The 1,708-nt window shown below is 68.0% G+C and carries 1 protein-coding gene; it reads right to left on the bottom strand.

What is annotated here, in order from left to right:
* Positions 1-29 precede the first annotated feature (29 nt).
* Positions 30-1,598, bottom strand: coding sequence for a sodium:solute symporter family protein (locus UWG_RS29630; protein WP_016906551.1), 1,569 nt, complete (start codon positions 1,596-1,598; stop codon positions 30-32).
* Positions 1,599-1,708 lie beyond the last annotated feature (110 nt).

The following is a 1,708-nucleotide window of genomic DNA, read 5'->3' as shown; positions in this document are numbered from 1 at the left end:
TTGCTCGGTGCCGGAGTCGGGGCGCTGTGTCAGCGGGTGCCGGCGGGTTCGTCGCCGTCCGGGGCGGGGCCGGGGCGTTCCGGGTCGTCGGTGAGCATGCGGGCTTCGACGGCGAGCTTTTCGGCTTCCGTCGGGTCGTCGCCGAGGGAGGCGACCAGCTCGTCCCTGGCACCGGTGCGTTGCGGGCAGAGGAACCCGACACCGAGGTAGAGGAAGAGGGAGGTCAGCAGCGGGAATCCGACGGTCGTCGCCTCGCTCGCGCCGTCCACGCCCCAGTAGAGGACCGCCCACACGGCGAGGCCGCCCGCCCAGGAGACGATCGCCGCCGCCGGTCCGATGCGTCGGAACCAGGGGAGCAGGCCCAGCATCAGCGGGATGGATATCGGGCCCATCGTCGCGGCGACGATGCTCACGACGACCGTCATGATGAAGCCGTCGGGATCGCTGAAGAGCGCGAAGGACATGCTCACGACGACGAAGAGCACCGTGGTCGTACGGGCGAAGACGAGCTGGCCGCGCTGCGTGAACCGGCGGACTCTCGGTGCGAAGAGCGGGACGAGGTCCCGGGTGATGACCGCGGTGATGACGTTGCAGTCCGAACCGACCATCGCCATCGTGTGCGAGAAGAACCCGGCGAGCAGCAGGCCGATGAGGCCGGTGGGCAGCAGCTCCTTCGCGAGGGCGACGTAGGACTCCTCCCCGTTGGAGAGCCCGGGGACGATCAGCGGTGCCGCGATCATCGGTATGAAGAGGATCAGCGGCCACACCAGCCACAGCCCGCTGGAGAGGAGCGCCGTACGCTTCGCACGCGAGCCGGAGGGCGCCGCCATGTACCGCTGGGCGAGATTCCACATTCCGCCGTTGTACTCGAACGTCTTCACCAGCAGGAACGCCAGGATGAGCCCGGTGGTGACGCTGCCGTTGACGGGGTCGCTGTGGCTCTCCGGCAGGTCGCCCCACATCGTCCAGAGCGCCGAGACGCCGCCCAGGTGCGCCAGGACGGCGACGAGCATCGCCACCCCGGCGACCGCCTGGACGACGAACTGCCCGAAGTCGGTGAGCACGTCGGCCCAGAGCCCGCCGAAGGTGATGTACAGCATGGTGCAGGCGCCGGTGAGGCCGATGCCCCAGAGCAGCGGAATGTCGGCGAACCCCTGGAGGAGTACGGCGATCGCCACCCACTTCGCGGCGATGTCGACCACCTTCAACAGGGCCCCGCTGTAGGCGAGGACCTGCTGCGTGGGGAGGTTGTAGCGGACGGCAAGGTACGCGAGGGGCGAGTTGACGCCGTGCTTGGCGCGGAGGCGGTTCCAGCGGGGGGCGAAGAGGAAGGCGCCCACGCCGATCCCGAGGCCGATCGTGAGCGGCCACCAGAAGTAGACGGTGATGCCGTAGTCGTAGGCGACGGCGGCGAAGGTGACGAACATGATGGCGCTGTAGCCCGACATGTGGTGCGAGACGCCCGAGAGCCACCAGGGCACTCGTCCGCGGGCGGTGAAGAAGTCGGCGACGTTCTCGATGCGCCTGGTCGAGTACACGCCGATGGCCACCATCAAGAGGAAGTACCCGGCGAGAACTAACCAGTCCAGCTCCGACATAGCGGCTCCCGTGTTCATACACATGAACTTGCACCGTCTTGCTGAACAGCTCGGTCACCGTAGGAGCGGAGGGTTAGGGCGTCAAGACTGTGCGTGGGGTGGGAGTTGGG

The sequence above is a fragment of the Streptomyces xiaopingdaonensis genome (genome assembly GCF_000262345.1).
Lineage (GTDB): Bacteria > Actinomycetota > Actinomycetes > Streptomycetales > Streptomycetaceae > Streptomyces > Streptomyces xiaopingdaonensis.
The sequence above is the reverse complement of the archived record's forward strand: the minus strand, read 5'-3'. Positions and strand labels throughout refer to the sequence as shown.